The organism is Pseudomonas sp. MWU12-2319 (assembly GCF_023242525.1).
GTDB classification, from domain to species: Bacteria; Pseudomonadota; Gammaproteobacteria; order Pseudomonadales; family Pseudomonadaceae; genus Aquipseudomonas; species Aquipseudomonas gingeri_D.
Window position 1 is genome coordinate 243253 of the sequence record NZ_JALJES010000007.1, and the last position, 17430, is coordinate 260682.

Consider the following 17430-nt stretch of genomic DNA (forward strand, 5'->3'; position numbering starts at 1 on the left):
ATCACATCAGAAACAGGCGATGGTAGTCGTTGAAGGATGATTTCGCGCTGCAGATAATCGCCCCACAACAACCAAAACAAACTTTGCAAGGATCGCCCCACATCATGAGCATACGAATTGCCGTCATCGGCGCCGGCATCATGGGGGCGGATCACGCCCGTATCATCGCCCAGGACCTGCCGGGCGCCACCTTGCAGGTGATCTGTGACGCGTCCCCGGAACGCGCCCGGGAAATCGCCGAGCGTTACGGCGCCGCAGACGTTTCCAGCGACCCGATGCAGACCCTGGCGCGGGCCGATGTGGATGCGATCATCATTGCCAGCCCCGACGAGACCCATGCCGTACTGTCGATGGCCGCGATCAATGCCGGCAAGCCCGCCCTGTGTGAAAAGCCACTGTCGCAAAGTCCGGAAGAATGCCTGGCCGTGATCGACAAGGAGACATCCCTGGGCCGCCAGTTCGTGCAACTGGGCTTTATGCGCCGCTTTGACCCGGCTTACCGGGAAATGAAAAGCGCCTTGCAGGACGGTGTTATCGGCCGCGCGGTGATGATGCACAACTTCCATCGCAACGTCGAAGCGCCAGCCAACTTCAGCGGGCAGATGGCAATCAGCAATTCCGCACCCCATGAATTCGACGTGGTGCGCCATGTGCTCGACACCGAGTACAGCGCCATTTCGGTGTTCCAACCCGCGCGGCGGTCGACTCTCGGCGTGGGCGCCCCGGTGTTCATGGTGCTGGAAACTCGCGACGGCCACTTGGTGAACATCGAAATCAACAACAACGCCCATTACGGCTACGACGTACGCGGCGAGTTGGTGGGCGAGCAAGGTTCGGTGCAACTGGCCGGCCCCGTTCACACCCGGGTCAACACCCAGAGGCAGGCCGCAGAGCGCTATGCCGCTGACTGGCGCCCGCGCTTCGCCGAGGCCTACCGCCTGCAAGACAAGGCGTTCCTGGCGTTCGTCAATACCGGTGTGTTCCCGGCCCACGCCGCCAATACCTGGGATGGCTACTGCGCCGCCCTGGTCGCCCAGGCAGGGATTCAGGCCTTGAGTGAAGGCCGCCGCGTCAGCTTGCGCGCCCTAGACACCCCCGCCCTGTACTTGTCACGCGAAGGAGCCTTGTCATGAAACTGGGATTTGTCACCGACAGCCTGGGCGCGCTGCCCTTTCGGGACGTGCTCAGGCACGCAGAACGACTGGGGGTCTCTGGCCTTGAAGTGAACACCGGCGGCTGGTCCACCGCACCACATTTCAACCTGGCGCAGATGCTCGACAGTGCCGCGAATCGGCGCGAATTCAAGCGCGCTTTTGAAGAACACAACCTGGAAATCATTTCCCTCAACGCCAACGGCAACCCACTGCATCCCACCCAACCGGAACAGGGCCAGTGCCTGAAGGACACCATTCGCGTGGCAGGTGAACTGGGGATCAAGACTGTCTGCGCGATGTCCGGTTTGCCCGAAGGCCAGGCCGGCGACCGCATGCCCAACTGGGTGGTGGCGTCCTGGCCGCCGGAGACCCAGACCATTCTGCGCTACCAATGGGAAGAGCGGCTGCTGCCATTCTGGAGCGAAATCGCCGACCTGGCCCAGGCACATGGAGTGGAGCGCATCGCCCTGGAGTTGCATGGCAACCAGTGTGTGTACAACGTGCGGGCGCTGCTGAAATTGCGCGAGGCCATCGGCCCGGTGATCGGCGCCAACCTCGACCCTTCGCACTTGTTCTGGATGGGCGCCGACCCGTTAGTGGCTGCCGAGGCACTGGGCGAGGCGATCTATCACGTGCACGCCAAGGACACCTTGCTCAACGCCCCACTGCAGGCCGTTGATTCACTTCTGGAAAACGGCTCGCTGATGGATATCCCGGCGCGCAGCTGGTCCTACATCACCCTGGGTTTCGGCCACGGCGAGCAATGGTGGCGGCAGTTCTGCTACCGCCTGAAAATGGCCGGCTACGATGGCTGGCTGTCGGTTGAACACGAGGACGTGCTGCTCAACAGCCTTGAGGGCCTGGAAAAATCCGTGGCCCTGCTCAAGGGCGTGATGCCGGTTGCCGCCGGCGACTTCAAACCCCAGGCCATCTGACCCTGGCCGAGAAAATAATACCGTCGACCAGACACGAAAAAGCCCTTGTTCCCGGCACCAGCGCTTTACCGATCAAGCAAGCTGAAAGCCATGACGTAGAGGGTCTTTATCGTCGACAAAAATAGTGTTGTGCCCGGTAATCTGCGCCCAGCCACCGATACTCGGTCGGATACCATCGAACGTCCCGACCTTGACCGATGCTTCGACCTTCCCTTCGAAGACCGTCCCGATCAAACTTTCATTGCGGAATGTATCGCCCACTTTCAACCGGCCTTTGCCAAACAGCTGGGCCATCCGCGCGGACGTCCCCGTGCCACCGGGTGAGCGATCAATGGCCTTGTCACCATAGAACACCGCAGCGCGCCCATCGGCTGCCGTGCTGTGCTCGTCGTCACACCAGATAACATGATGGACGCCACTGATCCGGCTGTTCTCAGGGTGCACCGGGGCACTGACGCCGGCCAGGGCCGCACGCAGTTTCTGACTGAGGTTGACGATCTCCGCCGTGCTCAATCCGCGCAAGCCGGCCCAGTTTTCCTGTGGCTCGACGACCGCATAGAAATTGCCACCGTAAGCGATGTCGACAACGAGCTCACCGACCCCAAGCACCTCCACCACCACATCGGCACTGTGCAAATAACTGGCAACGTTGAACAAGCGAATGGAGTCAACAGATTCGCCGTTCATGCTGTAGTCGACATCGACGCGCCCCGCCGGCGTCTCGATGGCCAGCTTGCCAGGTTCGCGCGGTGTGATCAGGCCTTCCTCGATCACCACGGTAGACAAACCGATGGTGCCCGCGCCGCACATGGGCAGGCAGCCGCTGACCTCGATAAACAATGCGCCAAAGTCACAGTCATCACGCACGGACGGATAGATGATGACGCCCGACATGATGTCGTGCCCCCTGGGCTCAAACATCAACGCGGTTCGCACCCAGTCATGCTCGCGAACAAAAATCTCCCGGCGCTCGGCCATCGAGACCAACGGCAACAGCGGGCCACCGCCGGCCACCACTCGAACCGGATTGCCGCAGGCATGTGAGTCAATGCAAAAAAAGCTGCGTCTCATACTGGAACCCTTTCAAAGAAGCTTGCCTGGGGAGTGACGCTGCAAGGCGCCGCGTGACAGACGATCCAGCAGCAGCGCAACGGCGACAATCGCCAGGCCGGCACGCAGCCCCAGGCCCATCTCCATCCTCGAGAGACCTCGCGTCACTTCCGCGCCGAGACCGCCGGCCCCTACCAGGCCTGCCAGTACCACCATTGCCAAGGACATGAGGATGCATTGGTTGAGACCGACCAACAGCGTTGGCGTGGCCGTCGGCAGCTCAATCTTGAACAGGATGTCCCTGGGCGAAGCCCCGGACGCCTGCCCCAACTCAAGCAAATCTTTTGGCAACTGCTTGAACGCCAGGGTTGTCAGCCTGAGCATCGGCGGAATGCCATAAACAATGGTCGCGATAATGGCCGGTACCCGCCCCAAGCTGAACAGCATCACCGCGGGAATCAGGTAAACCCATGGCGGTACCGTCTGCATGATGTTGAGGATCGGCAGGAACGCTTCATCCACCCGCTTCGCCCGGGCGGCCAGCACTCCGAGTGGAAAGGCAATGGCCACCGATATCAGAACCGCAACCGAGACCAGGGCAATGGTCTGCATGGAGGCGACCCAGAGGCCGGAGAACAAGCAAAAAGCCAACATCAACGCCGCGAATACAGCGATGCGTTTGCTGGCCAAAAAGAACGCGCCGACAACGACGATACCGATGAACAGATACGGGTGGGGACCCAGTAACGTGGCCTCTACCGCCCCCAGCACCGCCTCGATGACCTGGCTTATACCTTTGAACAAACCGTGCAGATGGGTGTTCAACCAGTCAACTGCAGGCGCCAGGAACTCGCCCGGGGAAAATTGAATGTCAGGCGTAGTCATTGGCTTTCTCCCATCCGCGAGCGTGCAGCGTGCTGCGCCAACCGATCCAGAATCATGGTCAGAATGACAATGGCGATGGCCGCATTGATCGATTTGGCAATATCCAGGGTGCGAACCGCTGCGTAAATCGACTCACCCAGGCCACCGGAGCCGACGATGCCGGCAATCACCACCATGCCGAATGCCATCATCAAGCTCTGATTCACCCCGGCCATGATGCTTGGCTTGGCGAATGGCAAGCGGATCTTGAAGAACATCTGCCAAGCGGTGACGCCACTGGCCTCCCCCAACTCGATAAACTCCCGTGGTGTCATGCGAATCCCCAGGGAGGTCAGGCGTATGGCCGGCGGAACGGCCACGATAAAGGTGGCCAACAGCGCCGTGGCCGGGCCGTAGCCGAGCAAGGCGATGGCCGGCAATAGATAGATGTAGGGAGGCATGGTCTGGATCAGATCCAGCACCGGGTCGACAACGCGATCCACTGACGGTGCAAGGCCGGCCAGCACGCCCAATGGAATCGCGACCAACAGCGCGAGCACGGTGGCCGTCAGCACCAGGGCGAGGGTGCTGACCGTCTCCGGCCACAAGCCGATCACGTTGCAAAACAACAGCGCCAAACCCGCGAGCAGCGCGAACCGAACGCCGACCACCCGCCAGCCTATCAACGCAATGGCAATCGCGATGAGGTAATACGGCGGATAGGCAATACACCAGAGCACGCTTTTGTAAATGCCCGCCAGCAGTGCGTTGACGGTGTCGAACAAAAACTCGCCGTGATCCGATAGCCATTCCAGACTCGAGTCGACGACCGCGTCGAACTGATTGGAAAAGTCCGGGATGCTCATGTCGATGCCTCCAGAACAGTCGCTGTGGACGAAGCCGCGAACTCATTCGGAATGCCTTGAACGCCACGCAGCAGATCGCGCGGCGTAATGATCCCGACCACTGCACAGTTATCAACGACCGCAAGCGCATCGCGCTCGGACTTCATCGTCAATCCGATGAGCTCGTTGATATCGGCGCCGAGAGAGGTTTTGCTGAGCCTGGAGATGTCGCAACCAGGGTTCGCTACCGTGTACGCCTCTACAGGTGTCATAACCGAATGAGCCCTGACCAGATGCAGCCTGGAAATGCCCGCCACAAACTCCGCAACGTAGTCGTCAGCCGGTTTGAGAACGATCTCCTCGGCAGTACCCACCTGGATGATCACGCCGTCCTTCATGATCGCGATGCGATCACCGATGCGGATCGCCTCGTCCAGGTCGTGGGTGATAAACACGGCGGACTTGCCCAGCTCCTTGGTCAGTTGGCGAAACTCATCCTGCAACTGCCTGCGAATCAACGGGTCAAGCGCGCTGAACGGTTCATCCATCAAGATCACTTCGGGATCGGCGGTGATGGCTCGTGCCAACCCCACACGCTGCTGCATACCGCCAGACAGCTCGCTGGGATAACGCGCGGACCAATCGCTCAACCCGACCTTGGCCAACGCCTGTTCGGCCACCTTGTAACGCTCTGCCTTGCCCACGCCTTGTACTTCCAAGCCGAAAGCGGTGTTCTCCAACACGGTTCGATTGGGCAACAACGCGACGCTCTGAAAGACCATGCCGATATGACGTGCCCTCACCTCACGAAGCTGTGCCGCGCTAAGGGCTGACAGATCCTTGCCTTTAACCAGGACCGTCCCTGAGCTCGGAGTGATCAGCTTGTTGAGTAGCCTGATCAGGGTGGATTTGCCACTGCCGGACAAGCCCATGATGCAAAAGATTTCGCCGCGGCGAACCTGAAGACTGACGTCGGAGACGCCGACCACGCAGCCGTAGTTTTGCAGGATCTGGGTCTTGGTGAGCCCCTGCTGAACGACAGCATTCATCGCGGCAGGTGCGGCTTTACCGAAGATTTTCCAGACTGACTGGCAATCTATCAGCACTTCGTTGGTGTCTATTTTGGCCGTTGTCATTTTCGTAACCCGTGAACCAGTTTTCTGGCTTCTCTAATGAATCAAAGAGCGGCAGTGGCAATAAAACAAAGGTTGCAATCAGTTCTTGATGTTTTCCCAACGTTTGAGCAACTCGGTGTGGCTATCGGTCCAATCCTTGACCGCCTGCTCCATGGTCTTGCCGTCCTTGACTTCAGCATTCATCGCGGTGATATCCGCAATGGGTACATACACGCTGGCCATCAGTTCGCGGACACGGGGGTTGCCTTCGGCAAAGCCCTTGTGGCCAATCCAGTAGTAGCCCTGCAACGGCGGGAAAATGCCTTTGGGATCTTTCAGGAATTTAAGATTGAATTTCTTGGTCATCCAGGACGGATCCCAAACCGTTACGGCCACCCACTCTTTACGGTCGACGGCCGATTTCAACGCCGCGGTCATGGCGGTGGTACTGCCCTCGACCAACTTGAGCTTGAGGTCATAGGCCTTAACCACATTGTTGGCATCGCTCATCAGCCCTGAGCCTGGCTCAATGCCGATAATCTTGCCGCCGAGTTTTTCCGAATTGGCATTCAGCTGGTCAATGGAATCAATGTCCACATAGCTGGGTACCGCCAGGCCTTGGTAAAGACCGAAGGAGACGGGCGATATTTTTTCGATCTTGTTCTTGTTTTTGTTCCAGTAATCGTTCGCTGCATAGTCCGTCTGCGACGCCAGGACCTGAACATCGCCCTTACTTAACGCAGCGTAGGCGATGCCCCACTCGGCAAACTCCACAACTTTCACGGTGTAGCCAGAATCTTCCAGTACCTTCTTGGTAATTCCCGTAATCGGCGTCAAATCCTCCCAAGTCATCGTCCCCATGGTGATGTTTTTTTCTTCGGCGTGAACGGGCAAACACATAACGCCAGCCACAGCGACAGCGCAGAATGCCTTCCAAATCTTTTTCATGGCGTACTCCGATCTACGGTTAAAACTAGAGATTAGGCTTTTATGAAATAAAAGCCGGTTGTTTGGAACCCTTTAGCTCTCTCGCCCTGCTCTCAGCGCCTGCCAATGAATGACTGAATTAACACCCAGCTTTGTGAGTAACTTGGGTGGCAGCCTACTTGGCCCCGGCGCTTGACTAAAACTTTCTAACATTCTGGAATTCGTACCGGTGGCCAAGTCGGCGGCCAGCACACCCGCCAGGGTGCTCTTCACCGTTCCCAAGCCGTTCTCGCAGCAGGCTGAATACAGGTTTTCTTCTATTTCGCCAAAGGCAGGGGCGCTATTGCGGCTCAAACAGAGACGTCCAGCCCAACTAAATTCCAGCGGTGTCGATTTCAACTCGGGAAACCGCGCATCCAGGGAGTGCCGCTGTTCTTCAGCGACGGCCGCCACACGCTTGGATGTCACCTGAATGCTCGGGTCATAGGTGAACTTTGTCCGGATCACAATGCGTGAAAGACCCTGTGAAGTTATTTTCCGAACGGTCGCGCCCATGGGGTCGGCGGGCAACAACGCCCATTGGTCCCTACCGCTGACGGGGCGTCCAAACTCTTCATGACTATAAGCCGCGGTCATCGATGCATAGGTAAACACATGCAACAGGCGACCTTGAAAATGGCCAAAGTCCTCGATATGGCCATTGACGGCGAGAATGACCTTGGGCGCGCTGATCACCCCACGGTGAGATTTCGCCCGCCAACTATTTCCCGACCTGGACAGCTCAATAATCGGTGAACGCTCATAAAGACTGATGTACTTATCCAGGCCAAAGGCCAGATCCCTAATATATTGAGCGGGCTGAATCATTACCGCGCCAGGCGTGTAAAGCCCACTGTGGTAATAACGTGAGCCGGTGATCGCCTGCATCTGTTCGGCATCAAGTAGTTGGTATTGCTCGCCAATGCTTTTAAGCGACTGGGCATAGTTATCATTGAGCTTCACGCCCCGCTCCGTGGCCGCCGCATTGATCTTTCCAGACGGATCAAAAGTCTGCGCGGACATTCCGTATTCACGTGCCGCGTCAGTTGCAAAAGCGATAGCAAAGCGGTTCTGGGCGATTTCCAATGCGCTGGCAGACTCACCCGCCACCGAATACTCCCCGGATGAAAGACTGTGAGGCACATCGATCATGAACCCCGAGTTTCTGCCTGCCGGGCCCTTCGCGACTTCATGGGCATCCACGACCGCGATGCTATCGCCGGGATGCAGTTGTGACAGTCGACGAGCGGCGGAGAGGCCGGCAAAACCGGCACCAATAATCAGCCAATCCGCCGTCACGGTTCCATCAAGCATGCGGACAGGCGCAGTGCGTGTGGAGATCGCCTCCCACCCTGAAACCCCGGTATCGACCGGAAGGCGCTTGATGGTGTGGGTGCTCATTTTTCGGTCTCTTCATCCGACCGATCAGACACATCGATCCAGATGGTTTTGATTTCGGTGTATTGATCGTGAGCAAAAATCGATTTGTCCCGACCGCCGAACCCCGACGCCTTGTAGCCACCAAAAGGCGTGGACGCATCGCCCTCGCCAAAGCAGTTCACGGTGACGATTCCGGCGCGAATCTCTCGCGACAGTTTGATTGCGCGTCGCAGGCTGCCGGTGTAAACCGACGCGGCCAGGCCATAGACCGTGTCATTGGCCAGGGCAATCGCTTCGGCGATCGTGCTGAACGTGGTGACCGAAAGAATCGGGCCAAAGATCTCTTCCTGGAACAAGCGGCTCTGGCGATCGACACCGTCAATCACTGTCGGCTCGACAAAGGCACCCTCTTCAGTGCCGCCGCCGTACACAACCTCTAGTTTTCCAGCGATGGCATGCTCGAGGTACGACTTCACTTTGGCGAAATGCTCGGGACTGACCAGTGCTCCGACACGGTTCTGCGGATCAAGGGGATCGCCCATTTTCCATTCGCGGATGTAGGCCCCCATGCGCTGCAGCAGCTCATCCTTCACCGATACGTGGACAAGCAGACGCGAGGTCGCGGAACAGTTCTCGCCCATGTTCCAGAACGCGCCGTTGACGACATGCTGGGCAACCAGATCCAGGTCTTGCGCATCGTCCATCACCACGGCCGGATTTTTCCCCCCGCACTCGAGGACGATACGTTTCAAATTCGAATCGGCCGCGTAATGCAGGAACCGCCGACCGGTGGCGGTCGAGCCAGTGAAGCTGACCATGTCGACGTCGTGATGCAAGCCAATGGGCTCGCCGACATCCTTGCCGGTACCCGTGACAATGTTGAGCACACCGGCGGGAACACCGGCCTCAAAAGCGAGCTGCGCGACCCGCAATGTCGTCAGCGTGGTCTGCTCCGCGGGTTTGACGATAACCGAGCAACCCGCGGCCAGCGCCGGGCCGATTTTCCAGGCCAGCATCAACAGCGGGAAGTTCCAGGGCAGCACGCAGCCGACCACGCCAATCGGCTCGCGAACAACCAGGGTCAGTGCGTCATTGCCCACTGGAGCGGTGTTGTCATAAATCTTGTCGATCAACTCCGCGTGCCAGCGCAGGGTGTGAATCGTGTCCGGAACATCGACCAACTGACATTCACTGACCGGCTTGCCACTGTCGAGGCTCTCAAGCACGGCGAGTTCGTGTTGATGGTGTTCAAGCAGATTGGCGAATTTCAGGAGAACGGCTTTTCGCTCCCGGGGAGAAATCGATCTCCAGCGCCCGTCCGCAAATGCCTCTTTGGCGTTACTCACCGCATCATCGACATCTGCCGACGCGCAGGCGGCGACATTGGTCAGGCACTCACCGGTCGCCGGATTGGTCGTGGCGAACGTCTTGCCAGAAATCGCAGGTTTGAACGCGCCATTGATGAAGGCGTTGGCAGGGAACGAAATAGCCTTGGCGATGGCGGCATATTCGGCCTTGCTCAGAAGATCACCCATGGCTGGCTCCTGAAGCGATGCTTGCTACGTTGCGTTTCAACTCGGCGATGACCGATTTAAGTTTTTGCTTTTCTTCTGTATCGAGAGGCTGAAGCGGCAAACGCACGTCACCGACGTTCAGCCCGTCAAGCTCGCAACCATACTTGATCGACTGCACGAACTTGCCGGCATCCAATGCATTCATCAGCGGCATCATCGCCGACATGATCTGGCGGCCTTTGTCGAAGTCTTTCTCGATCACACAGGCTTGATAAAGTGCCACATGTTCCCTGGGCAGGAAGTTAGACCCGGCACACACCCAGCTTCTGGCGCCCCATGCAAAAAACTCCAGTGCTTGATCGTCCCACCCACAGGACATGGCAATCTGCGGGAATTTGCGCGCCAGCAGATGAACACGGCCCATGTCGCCGGAGCTTTCCTTGATCGCCACCACGTTTTTCGATTGGCTCACACGGGTGAGGTAATCTTCGTCCATCGACACGCACATGCGACCGGGGTAGTTGTAAAGCATGATCGGCAAATCGGCGGCGCGATCGACAGTCAGTGCGTGTATCGCGTTTTCCTGAGAAGTCGGCAGCGCGTACGGCGGAGAAGTGACGAGAATGGCGTCTGCTTGGATGGCTTTGGCATCCTTCGCGTACTGAACCGCCTCTTCAGTGCGAATGGCCCCGGTACTAATGATCAGTTGCACCCGCGTGCCGATGAGGTCTTTTGCGTAAGCGGCCAGCTCGGTGCGCTCTTCTGAAGTCTGCGCATAATATTCGCCAGTCGACCCGCCGATAATAATGCCGTGGACCTTCGCCTCGATCAGCGACTCCAAGACTTGCGAGTAGACACTCCAGTCTATTTCCCCATCCGGCTTGTAAGGCGTGATCGCTGGCGTATAAATACCTTCAAATTTCAAGACGATTTCTCCGGAAATGAATTGCGTGGAAGATCAACGAGCGCGTCCGCCTTGATGCCTTGCGGGGCGATAAAAATTTCCATGTTTTCTCGGGATAGCTCCCAATGTTCAAACACCAGATCAACGACGGCGCCTTCATCACGACGCTCAAGGGCCTCGATAAATAAATCATGGTGCCCCGCAGACAGCTCAAGACGTTCTTCCATGTCCTCGTTTTGAGGTCGGAAAAATGTATTGCCGATTCGCGAGTGATCAATGAGCAATCGTTCCAAACTGGGTTGGAGATATTGGTTGCCGGCCATTTCGCCCATGATCGCGTGAAAACGATTGTTCTCGACGACCATGGCCAATGCCTCCCTTGACGTGGTGGCCAGGCGGAACCGGTGCTGGGTGTCCTTCAGATCAATCAGTTGACGCGGCTTGAAATTTTGCACCGCCAGGCGGCCGATGGCCGCATACATCATCGGTGCAACCAGGAAGAAATTACGCAGGGTCGAGTGATTCATTGGAATCACCCGAGCACCGCGGTTTTCCCGAATATCGACATAACCTTCACCGGCCAAGCGGCGGAAGACTTCGCGGACGGGCGTTCGGGACAAGCCATAACGTTCGCTGAGAATGACTTCATCCAGCGCTTCGTCGGGATCCAGTTCCATTGTCAGAATTTGCCGTTTCAGGTCTTCGTAGAGACAAGTTTTGCCGTTTTTCACAAACGACCTCCTGAGGTAGTTTTGGGGTCAGGCGCGGCTGACCGATGAGTCGAGACTCGCATGGGTTTTAGAGGCGGTCAATAGATTGTATTTTTGTTGTATACATAGAAAACACATAATAAATTTGTACTTTATAGAAACTTATCCTTTAAATTCATTAAGTTATAATAAACCTCAAAAAACGACAGCGTCGGTTACAGGAAAGGATCGAGTCGTTTTTGGAACGCTTTTTCCTAGACCATTCGATAATAGAGCTTATTGCCAAGCGCACTTTCGTGGAGCCGCGGTTGGCCCCATACGACACGCCAGGCAGCGTTTGCGACATGCCTTTGAACGCGCAAGGACCGCGCCCACCTTACTGCTGTAGTGGTCTAATGAAACCGGACATCCATTTAGGCGAGAATGCTCGCCAGATAGAGGTGTCTGATGACCAAGCAACGTCGTTCCTTTTCCGCTGAATTCAAACGCGAGGCTGCAGGCCTCGTTCTCGATCAAGGCTATAGCCATATCGAAGCCAGCCGCTCGCTCGGGGTGGTCGAGTCCGCATCACGTCGCTGGATTAACCAACTCCAGCAGGAGCGCAACGGCGTGACGCCGCAGAGCAAAGCGCTGACGCCCGAGCAGCAGAAAATCCAGGATCTGGAAGCTCGAATCGCCCGACTTGAGCGGGAGAAATCCATTTTAAAAAACCGCCTCCCCGGCGCTCCGCGGCCCATTGGACTAGAAACACTACGGGCTACACTGATCTCTCTGGACTGTGGTCGCTGGCTTTTTGGAGGCTAAGTCCCCGTCAAAAAACTTGACCCAGGGGAAGTTGCGGCCCCGTTAGTGGTGGCGCGTTTCGTGACCGAACACCTAGGACAGTCGTCCAGCACTAATTGCGCCAACAACGGTGGGATTTCAATCCCTATGAAGCTGTCCTTCTGCTTTCCCATAATTTCGGAGAGCCGTTCGCGTAGCGCATTGAAGTTGGCATGTGTGCGGGACATGATCTGGCCTTACCGGGCCAACGTTGAACCGGCATAGCCGAGGAACACTTCAATACCCGCTCCACGCCTGGATCGCGGCGGCCCACTGCCGTGTTGCCGGATACTGGTCCTTCTCGATATCAATCAGGTGCCGGCGTGGCACGCCCAGTTTACGAAGGGCCACACTGCCTAAATCCGCCAACACCAGATCACGAGTGCTGTGGACTTCAGAATGGACCTGCCCTTTGAGCTTTTGCTTGTCGAAGCTCTTGTAGCCCACCACATGGGGAACGTCATGAAACACCGTTTCCATAGCGGCCGCGGCGAAGGTACTGGCACCGTAGATCGTCGGAATAGATTATCCGTCGGTGGTTTGAATCGGGCTGAAACGAGCATTCCTCCTGACACCCGGATTGAACTGCTCCGCCTGCTACTGATCCTGATGGACCCGATGCATGAGAGTCTTTTTGGGGAAGATCATGGCCGTGACTCGAAGCACCTTCGGCGGCTCGGGTGTTTCCATCAAAGCATGCGTTTGCGAGTGATCAATCCCAGGCGAAACCTTCTTCGGAGGCCTAGCCATGGGCGACCTCCTGCACCTCGTCTTGCGCTGCCGCAATCACACGATCCGGCTGACTGGCCAATAGATCCTGAGGACGCAGCCCTCCCAGAAAACTGTTGGCCGACAGAAACCAGTAAGCCAGGCCCCAGCCATCCTTCTGACCGTCAAATATCTCCAGCACTTTGCTGAGCACCTTGAGTGGCCGGAAGCCCGTATCGGGGTCCAGACCATAACCCGGGAAGTAGTCCACGCCGTGGTGATGGATCGCGAATATCTGCCTTAGGCGCTTCCATTTGTTGGGTTGGGTGCTGGGGTTGCTGAGGCTCAAATCAGCCAGCTTCGACACCTGTACCGCTGTCAGCCAGTCCGCGCCCTCAAGCACGGCTTGGCGCGACCTGGCAATCATGCCGGCCTCCTTGATCAGGTTCGGTGTCGGTGGTGTTTTGGAGACCAAGGCATCGACCAAGGACTCGAGCAAGCGCCGGTCATGCATTTTCAATGAGGTATCGACCAGCATGGCGATGCTGGTCATGGTTTCGGCCATGGCGCGCATCGCGTGCTCACTCGCATGATCAACCTCGACCACGATCAGTCGCTCGGCAACGGTTTTCTCAAGTTGGCCGCGCATCTCCCGAGCAGTCCCCGACACAGCGGAAACCCGGGAAACCCGAGAAGACTCATGAACGAGGCCCATACCTGCACTCCACAAATTAGCATGATTATCAAAAAACCATGGTAATGCTAATAATCCATCTGGAGCAATCTTACTCGTTTTCCCGGTGGCAGCGCTGACCGTTTGGCGGCTCAGTGAAACTCACCTTCAGCAATCCTCGGACGAAAATGCGGTGATCTGCGTTATCGCCTTTGAATTAGCACTGACTGGAATCCCGGGAGGTCCAAAGCAAACCAGGCGCCAAAGTATGGGCTGGAGTATGGGCAGGGCAAACCCCAGAAACGACAAAGCCCCGGATTCCGGGGCTTTGAGGTCTGTGTATGGCGGAGGCGCAGAGATTCGAACTCTGGGACCTGTTACAGTCGGCAGTTTTCAAGACTGCTGCCTTAAACCACTCGGCCACACCTCCTATGTACTGCGGGCGCCATAATACCGGAATGAAACACACTGTCAAACTCTCGTGATAGCTTGTTACAGAGCCTCTGGTATGATCTTTGAGACTGAACATTTCAAACCCGAAGGAGTGTCGCCATGCGCGAACAGGATTACGCCGTTAACAGCGTGCAGGCTGAGCAGCTAGAAGTTAGCCGCGTCCTGCGCAACACCTACAGCCTTCTGGCCCTCACCCTCGCCTTCAGTGGCCTGACGGCCTATATCTCCCAGCAGATGCACGTCGGCTACCCGAACGTGTTCGTGGTGCTGATCGGTTTCTACGGGCTGTTCTTCCTCACCAACAAACTCCGTGACTCGGCCTGGGGCCTGGTCTCCACCTTCGCCCTGACCGGCTTCATGGGCTACCTGCTCGGCCCGATCCTCAACCGCTACCTGGGTATGCAGGGCGGCTCCGAAGTGGTCAGTTCGGCCTTCGCCATGACCGCCCTGGTCTTCGGCGGCCTGTCGGCCTACGTGCTGATCAGCCGCAAGGACATGAGCTTCCTCAGCGGTTTCATCACCGTCGGCGTTTTCGTCCTGCTGGGTGCGATGCTGGCCAGCATCTTCTTCCACATCAGTGGCCTGCAGTTGGCGATCAGCGCCGGTTTCGTGCTGATCTCCTCGGCCATGATCCTGTTCCAGACCAGCGCCATCATCCAGGGCGGGGAACGTAACTACATCATGGCGACCATCAACCTGTATGTGTCGATCTACAACCTGTTTATCAGCCTGTTGCAGATCTTCGGCATCATGGGCCGCGATGATTGATCGCTGCTGTTAAGCAAAAAGCCCGCTTCGACGGGCTTTTTCTTGCCCGCGATTTAGCTTCTTGGGGGTTCTGGCTTTATCATGACGGCAGGTTTGCTGACAGAGTCCCCCATGAAGTTTGCCATTGCGCTGTTTTCCGCGCCCCACGCGCCCTCCTCCCGCCGCGCCCTGCTGTTCGCCCAGGCCGCTCTCGCCGGTGGGCATGAGATTGTGCGGCTGTTCTTTTATCAGGACGGCGTGCACAGCGCGTCGAGCAGTGTGGTCACGCCCCAGGACGAGCAGGACCTGCCCCGGCAATGGGCGAATTTCGTCAACGAACACCAACTTGACGGCGTGGTCTGCATCGCCGCGGCCTTGCGCCGTGGCGTGCTGAACGACGAAGAAGCCCAGCGCTATCAACGCTCGGCGGTCAATCTGAGCGCGCCCTGGGCCTTGTCCGGCCTGGGCCAGTTGCACGATGCGGTGCAAACCGCCGACCGCTTGATCTGCTTTGGAGGGCCTTGAAATGCCCAAGTCCCTGTTGATTATCAGCCGCCAGGCGCCCTGGTCCGGCCCGGCCGCCCGTGAAGCACTGGATATCGTGCTGGCCGGCGGTGCGTTCGATCTGCCCATCGGCCTGCTGTTCATGGACGACGGTGTCTTCCAGTTGATGCCCGAGCAGAACGCCAAGGCCCTGCAACAGAAAGACCTGACCGCCAACCTCCAGGCGCTGTCGCTGTTCGGCATCGACGAGCTGTACGCCTGCGCCGACAGCCTGGCCGACCGCGGGATTTTTCCGACCCAGGTCGCCGGCGAAGACCTTGAGGTGCTCACCGCTGAACAGCTCAGTGCACTTGTTAACCGTTATGACCAGGTGATCACCCTCTGATGTCGACCTTGCATGTGTTGTCCCACTCCCCTTTTACCGACAGTCGCCTGGGCAGTTGCCTGCGCCTGCTGGGCAGCGAGGATGCGCTGCTGCTCTGTGGCGACGCGGTGCATGCCGTGCAACCGCGCAGCCTGCCGCTTGAAGCCCTGGAAGAACGCGCTGATGACCTGCGCCTGTTCCTCCTTGACGAAGACCTGCAAGCCCGCGGCCTGGAGTGCCCGACCTGGGCCACCAGCGTCGACTACCCGGCATTTGTCGAACTGTCGATCCGTTACGACAAGGTCAATACCTGGCTATGAACACGTTGACGGTGAACGGACAGGCCATCGCCCTGGACAAGGACGGCTACCTGGTCGAACTGGGCGACTGGTCGCCGGAAGTCGCGGCCGCCCTGGCCACGCGGGAAGAACTCGAACTGAGCCCCGAGCACTGGGAAATCCTCGAATTGCTGCGCGGCTTCTACCGCGAGTTCGAGCTCTCCCCCGCGACCCGCCCGCTGATCAAGTACACCGCCTTGAAGCTGGGCGCCGAGAAAGGCAACAGCCTGCACCTCAACCGTTTGTTCAAAGGCACCCCCGCCAAACTCGCCGCCAAGCTGGCGGGCCTGCCCAAACCGACGAACTGCTTATGACCGAGTACACGCCGTTGATCATCGAAACGCCCGCCGAGCACCCGTTTGCCCAGTTTGTCCGCATCCTCGGCAAGGGCAAGCGCGGCGCCCGCAACCTGACCCGCGAAGAAGCCCGCGAGGCCATGGGCATGCTGCTGGACGGCAAGGTCGAGGACACCCAGCTCGGTGCCTTCCTGATGCTGTTGCGCCACAAGGAAGAAAGCCCGGAGGAACTGGCCGGTTTCACTGAAGCCCTGCGCGAGCGTTTGCAAGCGCCCAAGCTGGCGATCGACCTGGACTGGCCGAGCTACGCCGGCAAGAAGCGTCACCTGCCCTGGTACCTGCTGGCCGCCAAGTGTCTGGCACAGAACGGCATCAAGATATTCATGCACGGCGGCGGCGCCCATACTGCGGGCCGTCTCTACACCGAACAATTGCTCGAGACGCTGCAGATTCCATTGTGCCGCGACTGGCCGGCCGTCGAGCAGGCGATCGGCCAGGGCAATATCGCCTTTATGCCCCTGGGCGACTGGGCCGCGCCTTTGCAGCGGATGATCGACCTGCGCAACATCCTCGGCCTGCGTTCGCCGATCCATTCCCTGGCGCGATTGCTCAACCCGCTGGGCGCGCGCTGTGGCCTGCAAAGCATCTTCCATCCCGGCTACCAGGCAGTGCACCGCGACGCCAGCGGCTTGCTGGGCGACACGGTGATCGTGATCAAGGGCGACGGCGGCGAAATCGAGGTCAACCCGGACAGCAGCAGCCATCTCTACGGCACCACCGGCGGCGAAAGCTGGGACGAGGAATGGCCGGCGCTGTCCGAGCAACGCCATGTGAAACCGGCGACCCTGGAACCCGAACACCTCAAGGCGCTCTGGCGCGGCGACGTCGAGGACAGCTACCCGCAACTGGCCCTGATCTCGACCATGGCCCTGGCCCTGCGCGGCCTCGGCACGCCCCGCGAACAGGCCTTCGAACAGGCCCGGCGCTACTGGGATGCACGGGATAGATCGATCTGATCGATGATTAACCCCCAGGGTTTGCGCTATTTTTTCGAACAAAGGCCTTTAGACTGAACTCCATTGCACACT

19 protein-coding genes, 1 tRNA gene and 1 pseudogene are annotated in these 17430 nt (G+C 58.2%); 9 read left to right on the forward strand and 12 right to left on the reverse strand.

Annotation, left to right across the window (positions count from 1 at the left end):
- Window positions 1–104 precede the first annotated feature (104 nt).
- Both M5C01_RS14355 and M5C01_RS14360 read left to right on the forward strand, forming a co-directional pair.
- On the forward strand, window positions 105–1133 hold the full coding sequence (locus M5C01_RS14355; RefSeq protein WP_152739846.1) for a Gfo/Idh/MocA family oxidoreductase: 1029 nt from the start codon (window positions 105–107) through the stop codon (window positions 1131–1133).
- On the forward strand, window positions 1130–2089 hold the full coding sequence (locus M5C01_RS14360) for a sugar phosphate isomerase/epimerase (RefSeq protein WP_152739845.1): 960 nt from the start codon (window positions 1130–1132) through the stop codon (window positions 2087–2089). The genes M5C01_RS14355 and M5C01_RS14360 overlap by 4 nt, the downstream gene beginning before the upstream one ends.
- A gap of 72 nt (window positions 2090–2161) precedes the next feature.
- Here M5C01_RS14360 and M5C01_RS14365 read toward each other — a convergent pair whose 3' ends face one another.
- The 9 genes from M5C01_RS14365 to M5C01_RS14405 all read right to left on the reverse strand — a co-directional run bounded on the left by M5C01_RS14365 (window position 2162) and on the right by M5C01_RS14405 (window position 11458).
- Complete coding sequence (locus M5C01_RS14365; protein ID WP_152739844.1) at window positions 2162–3160, reverse strand: 4-hydroxyproline epimerase; 999 nt, start codon at window positions 3158–3160, stop codon at window positions 2162–2164.
- Between the two features lie 12 nt (window positions 3161–3172).
- Window positions 3173–4024, reverse strand: coding sequence for an ABC transporter permease subunit (locus tag M5C01_RS14370; protein WP_152739843.1), 852 nt, complete (start codon window positions 4022–4024; stop codon window positions 3173–3175).
- Window positions 4021–4869: an ABC transporter permease subunit gene (locus M5C01_RS14375; protein ID WP_152739842.1), complete on the reverse strand. Its 849-nt coding sequence runs from the start codon at window positions 4867–4869 to the stop codon at window positions 4021–4023. Before M5C01_RS14375 ends, M5C01_RS14370 begins: the two co-directional genes overlap by 4 nt.
- Window positions 4866–5984, reverse strand: a complete 1119-nt coding sequence (locus M5C01_RS14380) for a glycine betaine/L-proline ABC transporter ATP-binding protein (RefSeq protein ID WP_152739841.1) — start codon at window positions 5982–5984, stop codon at window positions 4866–4868. The genes M5C01_RS14375 and M5C01_RS14380 overlap by 4 nt, the downstream gene beginning before the upstream one ends.
- Window positions 5985–6062: 78 nt before the next feature.
- Window positions 6063–6911, reverse strand: a complete 849-nt coding sequence (locus tag M5C01_RS14385; RefSeq protein WP_152739840.1) for a glycine betaine ABC transporter substrate-binding protein — start codon at window positions 6909–6911, stop codon at window positions 6063–6065.
- A gap of 72 nt (window positions 6912–6983) precedes the next feature.
- On the reverse strand, window positions 6984–8330 hold the full coding sequence (locus M5C01_RS14390) for an FAD-binding oxidoreductase (protein ID WP_152739839.1): 1347 nt from the start codon (window positions 8328–8330) through the stop codon (window positions 6984–6986).
- Window positions 8327–9844, reverse strand: coding sequence for an aldehyde dehydrogenase (locus M5C01_RS14395; protein ID WP_152739838.1), 1518 nt, complete (start codon window positions 9842–9844; stop codon window positions 8327–8329). The genes M5C01_RS14390 and M5C01_RS14395 overlap by 4 nt, the downstream gene beginning before the upstream one ends.
- Window positions 9837–10748, reverse strand: coding sequence for a dihydrodipicolinate synthase family protein (locus M5C01_RS14400; RefSeq protein ID WP_152739837.1), 912 nt, complete (start codon window positions 10746–10748; stop codon window positions 9837–9839). The genes M5C01_RS14395 and M5C01_RS14400 overlap by 8 nt, the downstream gene beginning before the upstream one ends.
- A complete protein-coding gene (locus M5C01_RS14405) occupies window positions 10745–11458 on the reverse strand; it encodes a GntR family transcriptional regulator (protein WP_177103715.1) in 714 nt (237 codons plus the stop codon). The genes M5C01_RS14400 and M5C01_RS14405 overlap by 4 nt, the downstream gene beginning before the upstream one ends.
- 426 nt (window positions 11459–11884) lie before the next feature.
- Between M5C01_RS14405 and M5C01_RS14410 the strand changes: the two are divergent.
- Window positions 11885–12145 (forward strand): annotated as a pseudogene (locus tag M5C01_RS14410) (transposase); the annotation flags it as partial.
- 351 nt (window positions 12146–12496) lie between these two features.
- Here M5C01_RS14410 and M5C01_RS14415 read toward each other — a convergent pair.
- The 3 genes from M5C01_RS14415 to M5C01_RS14425 form a co-directional block, all read right to left on the reverse strand.
- Window positions 12497–12781, reverse strand: coding sequence for an RES family NAD+ phosphorylase (locus M5C01_RS14415; protein WP_349292396.1), 285 nt, complete (start codon window positions 12779–12781; stop codon window positions 12497–12499).
- Between the two features lie 220 nt (window positions 12782–13001).
- Entirely contained in the window at window positions 13002–13682 is a 681-nt protein-coding gene (locus M5C01_RS14420) for a hypothetical protein (RefSeq protein ID WP_152739835.1), read from the reverse strand.
- 300 nt (window positions 13683–13982) lie between these two features.
- Window positions 13983–14070, reverse strand: a tRNA-Ser gene (locus M5C01_RS14425).
- A gap of 122 nt (window positions 14071–14192) precedes the next feature.
- On the opposite strand from M5C01_RS14425, the gene M5C01_RS14430 reads away from it, so the two are divergent.
- From M5C01_RS14430 to M5C01_RS14455, 6 genes are all read left to right on the forward strand, one after another.
- On the forward strand, window positions 14193–14861 hold the full coding sequence (locus M5C01_RS14430) for a Bax inhibitor-1/YccA family protein (protein ID WP_103498228.1): 669 nt from the start codon (window positions 14193–14195) through the stop codon (window positions 14859–14861).
- Between the two features lie 111 nt (window positions 14862–14972).
- Window positions 14973–15365: a sulfurtransferase complex subunit TusD gene (gene tusD, locus M5C01_RS14435; RefSeq protein ID WP_103498227.1), complete on the forward strand. Its 393-nt coding sequence runs from the start codon at window positions 14973–14975 to the stop codon at window positions 15363–15365.
- A 1-nt stretch (window position 15366) separates the two neighbouring features.
- Window positions 15367–15729, forward strand: a complete 363-nt coding sequence (gene tusC, locus M5C01_RS14440; protein WP_103498226.1) for a sulfurtransferase complex subunit TusC — start codon at window positions 15367–15369, stop codon at window positions 15727–15729.
- Entirely contained in the window at window positions 15729–16028 is a 300-nt protein-coding gene (gene tusB, locus M5C01_RS14445; RefSeq protein WP_103498225.1) for a sulfurtransferase complex subunit TusB, read from the forward strand. Before tusC ends, tusB begins: the two co-directional genes overlap by 1 nt.
- Window positions 16025–16360 carry a TusE/DsrC/DsvC family sulfur relay protein gene (locus M5C01_RS14450; RefSeq protein ID WP_103498224.1) on the forward strand — a complete coding sequence of 112 codons (336 nt, stop codon included), beginning with the start codon at window positions 16025–16027 and terminating at the stop codon, window positions 16358–16360. Before tusB ends, M5C01_RS14450 begins: the two co-directional genes overlap by 4 nt.
- On the forward strand, window positions 16357–17358 hold the full coding sequence (locus M5C01_RS14455; protein ID WP_152739834.1) for a glycosyl transferase family protein: 1002 nt from the start codon (window positions 16357–16359) through the stop codon (window positions 17356–17358). Before M5C01_RS14450 ends, M5C01_RS14455 begins: the two co-directional genes overlap by 4 nt.
- Window positions 17359–17430: the final 72 nt, after the last annotated feature.

What these genes read in the sequence shown, in the direction of transcription:
- M5C01_RS14355 (WP_152739846.1), top strand. Translation starts at nt 105, where the DNA reads ATGAGCATACGAATTGCCGTCATCGGCGCCGGCATCATGGGGGCGGAT.
- M5C01_RS14385 (WP_152739840.1), bottom strand. Translation starts at nt 6,911, where the DNA reads ATGAAAAAGATTTGGAAGGCATTCTGCGCTGTCGCTGTGGCTGGCGTT.
- M5C01_RS14360 (WP_152739845.1), top strand. Translation starts at nt 1,130, where the DNA reads ATGAAACTGGGATTTGTCACCGACAGCCTGGGCGCGCTGCCCTTTCGG.
- M5C01_RS14380 (WP_152739841.1), bottom strand. Translation starts at nt 5,984, where the DNA reads ATGACAACGGCCAAAATAGACACCAACGAAGTGCTGATAGATTGCCAG.
- M5C01_RS14375 (WP_152739842.1), bottom strand. Translation starts at nt 4,869, where the DNA reads ATGAGCATCCCGGACTTTTCCAATCAGTTCGACGCGGTCGTCGACTCG.
- tusB (WP_103498225.1), top strand. Translation starts at nt 15,729, where the DNA reads ATGTCGACCTTGCATGTGTTGTCCCACTCCCCTTTTACCGACAGTCGC.
- M5C01_RS14395 (WP_152739838.1), bottom strand. Translation starts at nt 9,844, where the DNA reads ATGGGTGATCTTCTGAGCAAGGCCGAATATGCCGCCATCGCCAAGGCT.
- M5C01_RS14390 (WP_152739839.1), bottom strand. Translation starts at nt 8,330, where the DNA reads ATGAGCACCCACACCATCAAGCGCCTTCCGGTCGATACCGGGGTTTCA.
- tusC (WP_103498226.1), top strand. Translation starts at nt 15,367, where the DNA reads ATGCCCAAGTCCCTGTTGATTATCAGCCGCCAGGCGCCCTGGTCCGGC.
- M5C01_RS14450 (WP_103498224.1), top strand. Translation starts at nt 16,025, where the DNA reads ATGAACACGTTGACGGTGAACGGACAGGCCATCGCCCTGGACAAGGAC.
- M5C01_RS14430 (WP_103498228.1), top strand. Translation starts at nt 14,193, where the DNA reads ATGCGCGAACAGGATTACGCCGTTAACAGCGTGCAGGCTGAGCAGCTA.
- M5C01_RS14455 (WP_152739834.1), top strand. Translation starts at nt 16,357, where the DNA reads ATGACCGAGTACACGCCGTTGATCATCGAAACGCCCGCCGAGCACCCG.
- M5C01_RS14420 (WP_152739835.1), bottom strand. Translation starts at nt 13,682, where the DNA reads ATGGGCCTCGTTCATGAGTCTTCTCGGGTTTCCCGGGTTTCCGCTGTG.
- tusD (WP_103498227.1), top strand. Translation starts at nt 14,973, where the DNA reads ATGAAGTTTGCCATTGCGCTGTTTTCCGCGCCCCACGCGCCCTCCTCC.
- M5C01_RS14365 (WP_152739844.1), bottom strand. Translation starts at nt 3,160, where the DNA reads ATGAGACGCAGCTTTTTTTGCATTGACTCACATGCCTGCGGCAATCCG.
- M5C01_RS14370 (WP_152739843.1), bottom strand. Translation starts at nt 4,024, where the DNA reads ATGACTACGCCTGACATTCAATTTTCCCCGGGCGAGTTCCTGGCGCCT.